General features: G+C 72.3%; 7 protein-coding genes. 4 read left to right on the forward strand and 3 right to left on the reverse strand.

Annotation, left to right across the window (positions count from 1 at the left end; all coding sequences use genetic code 11):
• Nucleotides 1–41: 41 nt before the first annotated feature.
• From tatA to ACFVWD_RS20405, 3 genes are all read right to left on the reverse strand, one after another.
• Nucleotides 42–320 carry a Sec-independent protein translocase subunit TatA gene (gene tatA, locus ACFVWD_RS20395; protein ID WP_389597785.1) on the reverse strand — a complete coding sequence of 93 codons (279 nt, stop codon included), beginning with the start codon at nt 318–320 and terminating at the stop codon, nt 42–44.
• Nucleotides 321–484: 164 nt separating this feature from the next.
• Nucleotides 485–2,908 carry an FtsX-like permease family protein gene (locus ACFVWD_RS20400; protein ID WP_389597786.1) on the reverse strand — a complete coding sequence of 808 codons (2,424 nt, stop codon included), beginning with the start codon at nt 2,906–2,908 and terminating at the stop codon, nt 485–487.
• A complete protein-coding gene (locus tag ACFVWD_RS20405) occupies nt 2,905–3,597 on the reverse strand; it encodes an ABC transporter ATP-binding protein (protein WP_389597789.1) in 693 nt (230 codons plus the stop codon). The genes ACFVWD_RS20400 and ACFVWD_RS20405 overlap by 4 nt, the downstream gene beginning before the upstream one ends.
• Before the next feature lie 223 nt (nt 3,598–3,820).
• Here ACFVWD_RS20405 and ACFVWD_RS20410 point away from each other — a divergent pair, with 223 nt between their 5' ends.
• The 4 genes from ACFVWD_RS20410 to ACFVWD_RS20425 all read left to right on the forward strand — a co-directional run bounded on the left by ACFVWD_RS20410 (nt 3,821) and on the right by ACFVWD_RS20425 (nt 8,824).
• On the forward strand, nt 3,821–5,251 hold the full coding sequence (locus tag ACFVWD_RS20410; RefSeq protein ID WP_389597791.1) for a sensor histidine kinase: 1,431 nt from the start codon (nt 3,821–3,823) through the stop codon (nt 5,249–5,251).
• A complete protein-coding gene (locus tag ACFVWD_RS20415; protein ID WP_389597793.1) occupies nt 5,251–5,931 on the forward strand; it encodes a response regulator in 681 nt (226 codons plus the stop codon). The genes ACFVWD_RS20410 and ACFVWD_RS20415 overlap by 1 nt, the downstream gene beginning before the upstream one ends.
• A 122-nt stretch (nt 5,932–6,053) precedes the next feature.
• A complete protein-coding gene (locus ACFVWD_RS20420; protein WP_075025505.1) occupies nt 6,054–6,629 on the forward strand; it encodes a TerD family protein in 576 nt (191 codons plus the stop codon).
• Nucleotides 6,630–6,796: 167 nt separating this feature from the next.
• The gene (locus ACFVWD_RS20425; protein ID WP_389597794.1) at nt 6,797–8,824 is read left to right on the forward strand and encodes a HEAT repeat domain-containing protein; all 2,028 of its coding nucleotides are present in this window, start codon (nt 6,797–6,799) and stop codon (nt 8,822–8,824) included.
• Nucleotides 8,825–8,913 lie beyond the last annotated feature (89 nt).

The raw sequence follows: 8,913 nt of genomic DNA on the forward strand, positions 1-8,913 counted from the left end.
AGGGGCGGTGTGCGCCGCCCCCGGACACGGACCCCGTGGGCTCAGTGCGCGGCGCTCGGAGCCTCGGTCGTCGCGCGCGGGGCGGTCTGCTCGGCGGAGTTCTTGATGATCGCCGTGGGGGTCACCGGAGCGGTGTCCTGCTCGGCGGTGGCGGCGGACGCGGGGTTCTCGTCCTTCATCGCCTTGGTCTCGCTCTTGAGGATGCGCATCGACTTGCCCAGCGCACGGGCGGTGTCCGGCAGCTTCTTCGAGCCGAACAGCACGATGAGCACGATCGCCACGATCAGCAGGTGCCAGGGTTCCAGTCCGTTGCGGAGCATCGTGCGCCCGCCTTTCTTCGCTTCGGTCGAGGGCGCGCACCACTGGCCGTCACCCACTTGAAGATTGCCGCTTTGCGCAACAGTACAACCATGGGCTCGGATCGGACGGCTCCCGGCTCCCCCTTCCGTCCCCCTTCCGTTCCTGTTCCACTCCTGTTCCGCCGCTATTCCGTGCGCAGGGCGACGGCACTGCGGGTCCGGGCGGCCCAGCCCGCGGGCAGCAGCGCACCCAGGACGGCGATCAGCAGCCCGCCGAGGGCGAGCAGGATCAGTTCGGGCGTGCGGTAGACGGCGATGACGGACTCGGGCAGGTTCAGCCCTGCGCTGTGCCCCATGGCCGGCATGATCCAGCCGTGCAGGGCGACGCCGAGCGGCACTCCGACGGCGCCGCCGACGAGTCCGGTCATGACGACCGAGGTGACGACCATGACGACAGTCTGCCGCGGCATCATTCCGAGGGCCTTGTGGATGCCCAGGTCGCGGACCCGTTCCCGGGTGTCGAGGACGACTCCGTTGAGCACACCGAGTCCGGCGACCGCGACGAGCATCAGGGTGAGCACCGCGGTCAGGGAGTTCAGCACGGCGACCGTGCCACTGTTGTTGCCGACCCGACCGGTCTCGGCGGTGACGCCCAACGGCCGTAGTACGGCGTTCAGTCGGTCGGCGTAGGCCCCCACATCCGTGCCGGCCTTCACCGCGATGTGGTGGCTCTCGACCTGGAGGTCCGGTTCGGCGGCGGCGAGGGTCGCGCGGTCGGTGAAGACCTCCATGCCCTGCTGGTGGGTGTCGAGGACCTCGCCGACGATCCGGACCCTGACGGCCGTGCCGTGGTCGTTCAGAGTGACGGTGCCGCCGACCCGGGTGTCGGTGGCGGTCAGGAAGGGGGTCGGCACGACGGCCTCACCGGGCCCCTCGATCCACCGCCCCGACACCATGTCGTAGCCGCCCCAGGAGGCGTCCCCGGTGAACGCGACGACACTGATGGCACCGGCCGCTCCGGAGACGGTGGCCTGGGTGGTGGCGATGCCGTAGTACTTCCCGGTGCCCGGCTGGGCGTCGATGGCCGCGGTGATCGCGGCGGGATCGGCCGTGGTCTTCTTCGCGGCATCCGGAGCCGTGGCACTCGGATCCTTGACACCCTGAGTCTTGGCGCCCGGACTCTCGGCGCCCGGTGCCACGGAGTCCTGCGGTCCGAAGACTCCGACGGTGACGTCGGCGGCGTCGTGCGCCCGCGCCGCCATCACCTCGGCGAGCGACGAGGACAGGCCGACGGCGAAGGTGACGGCCACCGCGCCGAAGACGACGGCGGCGCCCATGGCGGCCGACCGGGCCGGGCGGGCGAAGGGACGCGCCAGCCCGAGGCCGACCGGCCTCGGGAGCGGCAGCAGAGCGCTCACCCGGGCCGCCCGTCGTCCACGCCCGGGAGACGGCGTACGGCCGACGGCGAGCGCGTCCACCGTGCGCAGCCGCCCCGCCCGCCAGGCGGCAGCCCAGGCGGTGACCGCCACCAGACCCAGCGCCCCCGCGACCACGGCGATGTCGACCCAGGGGGCGACCGCCAGGCCGCCCGTTCCGTAGACGTTCGCGGTCTCGGACAGCACCGGGACGGTGGCGAGATGGCCCGCGACGACACCGAGGGCGGTGCCGATCGCGGCCGGGACCAGGGCCTGGCCGACGTACGCCCGTACCACTTGGTGCGGGGTGAACCCGATGGCCTTGAGGATGCCGATGCGCCGCAGCCCCGCGACGACCGTCCCCGCGACCACGTTGCCCACGATGAGCACCGACATGACCAGGCCGAGGACACCGAACGCGAGCAGGAACGGGACGAACAGCGCGGTCTCCCGGTCGGCGGCCTTCTTGACGGTCAGCCAGGACTGCGCCCCGGTCACCGCGCCCGCCGGGACGGCCGCTGCCACCGCGCGACGGCCCGCGGCGACCCGGGCGGCGGTGTCCGCCGTGGTGAGCCGGTAGAGCATCTCGTAACCGGCGCTCCGGCCGTTCGGCGTCAGCGCGGCGATCTGGCCGGGGACGACCCACGCGTCGCCGGTGAGGCTCGCCGACCGGGCCAGTCCGACCACCTTCAGCGTCGGTCCCCCGGGCAGTGCGGGGAACGTGAGCCGCCGCCCCAGGCTCGGGAAGGGCTGGGATCCGTCGGCGATCACGATCTCGCCGGGGCGCTCGGCCCACCGTCCCTCGGTCAGCGCGACGCGGTCGACCCCGGAGTGCGGCTCGGCGCGGCCGACGACCGTCATCGGGATCCCGTCGATGCCGCCGTCCATGCCTTCGATGTCGGTGTGCGGGGTGACTGTCGCGGTCGCGAACGGGCCGGACGCCTCGGCCACCCCCGGGGCGTCCGCCGAGGCGGACAGCCGCGCCGCCGTGGCTCGGCGCGCGTCGAACTGCACGGACAGGTGTGCCCCGTGCTCCCGGGCGAAGGCGTGGTCGAAGGGCGCGCTGGAGGCCACCAGGAGCGATCCCCCGAGGACGGCCGCGGTCACGGCCATCGTCATGGTCAGCCCGATCACGAGGGTCTGCACCCGGCGGCGTCCGACGCCCGAGCGCACGACCCGGCCCAGCACGCTCATCGGACCGCCTCCGGCCTGACGTCCTCGGTGATCCGGCCGTCGACGAGCCGGACGGTTCGGCTGGTGCAGGACCGGGCCAGCGCGAGGTCGTGGGTGACGACAACGATGGTCTGCCCGTCGGCGTTGAGATCGGTCAGCAGTGCGCCGACCTCCTCCCCGGAGGCGCTGTCCAGAGCGCCGGTCGGCTCGTCGGCCAGCAGCAGGGGCGGACGGTTCATCAGGGCCCTGGCCACGGCGACGCGCTGGCGTTCGCCACCGGACAGCCGCCCGGGACAGGCGCGGGCGTGCCGGTCGACACCCAGCGTCTCGAGCAGTTCCGCCGCACGCCGACGCGCCTCACCGCGAGGCATCCCGGCCAGTTGGGCGGGCAGGACGACGTTGTCGGAGACGGTCAGGTCGTCCAGCAGGTTGAAGAACTGGAAGACCATCCCGATCCTGTCCCGCCGGTAGCGCGCGGAGGCGGCCTCGCCGAGCCCGTCGACCCGTACGCCGTCCACGGTGACCGTCCCGGTGTCCGGCCGGTCCAGGCCGGCGATCAGGTTGAGCAGGGTGGACTTGCCGCTGCCGGACGGTCCGAGGATCGCGACCGCCTCGCCGGCCCGTACGGTCAGCGACGTGTCGTGCAGCGCGGGCGGCCCGTCGTCGTACCTCCGGCTCACCTCGCACAGCTCGATCAGGGGTGTGGTCATGGTGTCTCCCTCGGTCCCGTCCGCCGGTCGGCCGGTCTGCCCGGACGCTAGGTGCGCCGCCGCTTCGGGCGCGTCGGTCGGCCGAGTCATTTCCACTACCGCGTCCGGATGAGGCCGTACCGGGTCATCCCTGCGATGTAGGCGAGCGATGCAGGGGGAGGTCGCTCCGGGGTCGGCAAGGAGGATGCCGCGGTGGGCGGCGCGCGGCGAGAATGGCCCGGTGATGAACGCGTCGACCGGGCACTCCGCGCCCGACCCGGTGGGGGTCCTGGACCATCCGCGGTCGGACGCGGCCGAACCGCCGGAGCGCCCCCTGCGCCCAAGGCACCTGCTGGGGCGGGTGATCGGCCTGCGCAAGGGCCTCTTCGCACACTGCCGGCCGTTCCGCACGGCCCTCGAACACCTGAGGCTTCAGGCCGGTCCGCTCCCGCGCCCGACCCGCCGGAACCTCGCCTTCGACGTCACGCTGACGCTCGTCCTCGCAGGCGCCTCGACCGAGTGGGCCGTGGAATCCGGTGCGGGTCGGGTGCGCGACGCCCACGACGGGATCGCCCCGTTCGCCGGCTCGACCGAGACGGGCAGTGTGATCGTGGCGCTCGCCCTGGCGGTCGTCGCCACGCTGCCCCTGGCGCTGCGCCGCCGCTACCCACTGACCGTGCTGTGGATCGTGACGGGCGCCGCGGCGCTGACACCGCACGACGCACAGCGCCTCGTGTTCTACCCCTGTGTCGTCGCCGCCTACAGCGCGGCGGCCTACGGCCCCTACCGCGTGGCCACGCTCGCGAGTCTGCCGGTGACGGCGGTCTCGGTCGCCACGGTCGGGAAATCGATGAACCCGGGGCCTGCTTCCCCGTACGTGCCGCCCACGGTCCCCACCCAGTACGTCACGCTGCTGATCCTCGTCCCGCTCGTGGTGGCGGCGAGCGGGCTGCGGATGTGGAAGCTGCGAGCCGACGAGAGCCGGGCACGGATGTCGGCGCTGGAACGTGAGCGGGCCGCGGAGCTGCGCCGCGCCGCCGAGCATGAACGGGCTCGCATCGCCCGTGAGTTGCATGATGTCGTCACTCACAACGTCAGCGTGATGGTCATCCAGGCCGGCGCCGCCCGCAAGGTCATGGACGTCGCTCCCGACCAGGCCCGCGAGGCCCTGCTCGCGGTCGAGGCCGGCGGCCGGGCGGCGATGGCCGAACTGCGGCACGCGATGGGGCTGTTGACGATGGAGGCCGAGGGGGCGGAACCGGCCGCCGCGGTGGATCTCGCGCCGCAGCCGGGCCTGGACCGGTTGGAGTCCCTGGTCGGACGGGTACGCGAATCCGGCGTACCCGTGGAACTGACGATCGCGGGGCCGGCCCGCGCGCTGCCGTCGGGGGTCGATCTGGCCGCGTACCGGGTGGTGCAGGAGGCGTTGACGAACACGGTGAAGCACGCGGTCGGTGCCAAGGCGACGGTGACGGTCGAGTACGGCACCGACTGTCTCCGTGTCGACGTCAAGGACACCGGGGGTACGCCGGACGCGTCCGCGACGACCACCGGAAACGGCCGCGGCCTGCTCGGTCTGCGCGAGCGACTGGCCGTGTACGGAGGCACCTTGGACACCGGACGACGTCCGACCGGCGGCTACCGTGTCATCGCGCTGATCCCCCTGGAGGCGTGATGACGTCACCGCTTCGGGTGGTGGTCGCCGACGACCAGACCCTCGCTCGTACAGGCTTTCGGATGATCCTCATGGCCGACGGCATCGACGTGGTCGCGGAGGCGGCCGACGGCGCCGAAGCCGTGGAGGCGGTCCGCCGCACCCGCCCCGACGTGGTGCTGATGGATATCCGGATGCCGGAACTGGACGGCCTGGAGGCCACCCGCCGCATCCTGACCGGAGCGTCCGACCCGCCCCGCGTGATCATCCTCACGACTTTCGACCTCGACGACCTGGTGTACGCGGCGCTGTCCGCCGGGGCCAGCGGGTTCCTCCTCAAGGACGTCACCCCCGAACACCTGGTCTCCGCCGTCCGCCTGGTCCGCTCCGGTGACGCCCTCCTGGCCCCGGCGATCACCCGCCGCCTGGTCGAACGTCATGCCCGCCGGTCTCCCGAGACGGCCGCGCTCCATCGTGACCTCGCCCCGTTGACCCCGCGCGAGCTCGAAGTCCTGCGTCTGCTCGCACAGGGGCTGAGCAACACCGAACTCGCCGCCCACCTGCACCTGGCCGAGGCGACGGTCAAGACCCATGTGGCCCGCATCCTCGCCAAACTCGGCCTGCGCGACCGCGTCCAGGCGGTCGTCACGGCGTACGAAACGGGCCTGGTCACGCCCGGCACCGCGGCGAGCAGCACCTAGGTCCGACGAGTTTCGGCCGGCAACTCCCGCTCTATTTCTACAGTGATGTAGTTTTTTGGTGTCGATCCATCCAGTGCCGGGCGTCCACTCGCCCGGCCGACGGCAGCACGGAGGAGAGCAGCGTGGGAGTTTCCCTGTCCAAAGGCGGCAATGTCTCGCTCAGCAAGGAGGCGCCGGGCCTGACCGCGGTCCTCGTCGGTCTGGGCTGGGACGTGCGGACCACGACGGGCACCGACTACGACCTCGACGCGTCCGCGCTGCTGGTCGACGAGTCGGGCAAGGTCCTCTCGGACCAGCACTTCGTCTTCTACAACAACCTGAAGAGCCCGGACGGTTCGGTCGAGCACACCGGCGACAACCTGACCGGTGAGGGCGAGGGCGACGACGAGTCCATCAAGGTGAACCTGGCCGGCGTACCGGCCGAGGTCGCCAAGATCGTGTTCCCGGTCTCGATCCATGACGCCGACGCGCGCGGACAGAGCTTCGGCCAGGTCCGCAACGCGTTCATCCGCGTCGTCAACCAGGCCGGCGGCACCGAACTCGCGCGCTACGACCTGTCGGAGGACGCCGCGTCCGAAACCGCGATGATCTTCGGCGAGTTGTACCGCAACGGCGCGGAGTGGAAGTTCCGCGCGGTGGGCCAGGGGTACGCCTCGGGTCTGTCCGGGATCGCCTCCGACTTCGGCGTCGGAGTCTGACGCGTCCCACCGGTCCCCCGCCGTCCGCGCCTCGATGCGAATCCCCTGGGCGCGGGCGGCGGGCCCGTTCCACCCCCGTCGCCGGAACACGCCCCCAAAGGCACACGTGACTGTCAGTGCCTTGGTGCACACTCACGATGAGTTGCCGTACGCCTGCGGAGGATGCCGTGTTCACGGGGATGGACGAGGTCGGCTGGGCCTCGATGACACATGCCTATGGAAGCGCCGAGGACGTCCCGGAGTTGCTCCGGGGACTGGCCTCCGCCTGCCCGGAGGAGCGTGAGAGAGCGCTCGACGGGATGTACGGGGCTGTGCACCACCAGGGCGATGTCTACGACTCGACACTCGCGTGCATCCCGTTCCTGTTCGAACTCGTCGGGCACTCGGAACTCCGCGACCGGGACGGCGTCGTGGAACTGCTCGTCAGCATCGGCGGTGGGGACGCCTTCGACGACGGTCCGCCCGAAGACGGGGACGGCGCCGAGGGCAACCACGCCATGGCCCGGACGGCGATACGGTCGGGCGCCGCGGCCTTCGTCGGCCTGCTCGCGGACCGGGACCCGAAGGTGCGCCGGGCGGCACCGACGGCGCTCGTGCGGTTCCTCGGCCAACCGGAGCACGTCCTCGGGCTGTTGGCCGGACGGCTCGAGGAGGAAGAGGAGGAACAGGTCCGGCCGGCTCTGGCCGAGGGCCTGGGACTGTTCGCGCTCCTGCACACCGCGTCCGCCGCTCCCGCGGTGGAGTACCTGGTCGAACTCGCTGCCGCTCCGCACGACCCCGGGCTTCGTCTCGCCGCCCTCGGCCAACTCGCCGGCTGCGCACCCGATCGCCTGCCCGCCGACCTCGTGCCCACCGTCGTCGCGCTGCTCCGGGCCAGATCACGACGCCCCCGGGTACCGGACCAGCCCGAGCGGCCCGATACCGACACCCTCATCGGCCACCTGCGACGCCTGCGCCCCGCCGACGAGGAGGGGGGTCATCTCCTGCGGACCCTGCACACCGCTCTCGGCGGCCGGACCGCCGACCGGATCGCCCTGCTCAAGGGGCAGTTGAGCAGCGACGAACCGGCCGACCGGTGCAATGCCGTGTGGTTGTCGGCGGGGCTCTTGCGCGAATGGCGTGGCTCGTACGAAGAGCTGGTCGCGTTGATCGGCGAGCAGGTCGTCACCGAGGAGCAGCGGTTGCGCGATGCCGCGTCCTCCGTACTGGAGTCCCTCTTCGGTCTGGCCGCTCCGGCCGCCGACCACCTGGCCGCTCTGGTGGCGGTCGGCCCCGAGCACCGGATACGCCAGTGGGAGCACGGCACACCGGCCCTCGGCGCCCCGCTCAAGGCGCTGGCCAGAGCCGGCGATCCGCGCGCGGTGGCGGCACTCGCCGAGGTGTTGGACGGCCCGGTCGTGCCCCCGGAAGCCGGTTACGAAGTCCAGCATTTGGGCCCGGCGGCGGCCCCGCTCGCTCCACTGCTGCACGAGCGGCTCGGCGAGGTCCCCCTCGACGCGCTCGACACCTACGACCGTGCGGTGCCGCTGCTGTTCGCGCTCGGCAGGCTGGGACACGCGCCGGCAGTACCGGAGATGCTGCGGCTGCTGCACGGGGCGCCGGAGGGGCTGCGGAGCCGGGAGTGGCTCGTGCGGGCGATCGCCGACGCGCTGGGCAGATGCGGCCCGGACGCGCGGGAGGCGATACCGGCCCTGCGCGAGCTGCTGGACGGGGAGTGCGCGGTGGCAGCGGCCGGTGCGCTCTGGTTCCTGGAGGGCGACGCGGAGGCCGTACTGCCCACGTTGCGAAGGGAATTGGTGGCGGGGCAGCTCCACGCACGCAACGCGGCCGAGGCCCTGGGCCGACTGGGGCCCGCGGCCCGACCCGCCCTGCCCGCACTGCGCGGCATGGCCGACTCCGGGAAGGTGTGGCTGCGCGCGAGCGCCGCGGGCGCCCTGTGGGACATCGCCGGGGATCCAGGGCCGGTCCTCCCGGCGCTCCGCTCCGCCTGGGAGCAGAACACGCACACCCGCACCCTCCTCGCCGACTGTCTGACCCGGATGGGGCCGACGGGCACGCCAGCCCACGATCTGCTCCGTACGGAACTCGCCACGCCACGGCGGCACCAGGCGCCGGCCGGCACATACGGGAGCGACAACATCGGCGAGGACGAACAGCTGCTGCGTGCCTGCCGCGCCGCCCTGGACGCCGCGTAGAAACCGCAGCTCAAAGCGGCTTGAGCACAGCCCATCGGGGCATTGTCAGACCCCTCCCCTACTGTGATCACCATCGCCTGCAGGTGGGT

The sequence above is a fragment of the Streptomyces sp. NPDC058086 genome, from assembly GCF_042885015.1.
In the GTDB taxonomy this organism is placed as follows: domain Bacteria; phylum Actinomycetota; class Actinomycetes; order Streptomycetales; family Streptomycetaceae; genus Streptomyces.